Annotated in this window: 1 pseudogene; it reads left to right on the top strand. The window is 66.9% G+C overall.

The annotated features are described in order from the left end of the window. A pseudogene (locus NDO48_RS29490) lies at positions 1-242 on the top strand (deoxyguanosinetriphosphate triphosphohydrolase); the annotation flags it as partial.

The following is a 242-nucleotide window of genomic DNA, read 5'->3' as shown; positions in this document are numbered from 1 at the left end:
GCCTCGAGCCCAAGATCCTCGACTCCGACGGCAACAGCGCGGGGCTCAACCTCACCCGCGCCGCCCTCGACGCCGCGATGAAGTATCCGTGGACCAGGCCCGCGCCGGGCGCGAAATTCGGTGCCTACGACGACGACTCGGCCATTCTCGGCTGGGTACGCGACGGTGCACCGGACAAGCACAAGTGCCTCGAAGCGCAGACCATGGATTGGTCCGACGACGTCGCCTACTCGGTACACGAC

The sequence above is a fragment of the Aminobacter sp. MET-1 genome (assembly GCF_026521175.1).
Taxonomy (GTDB): Bacteria; Pseudomonadota; Alphaproteobacteria; order Rhizobiales; family Rhizobiaceae; genus Aminobacter.
This window is presented reverse-complemented; position numbering and strand designations above follow the sequence as displayed.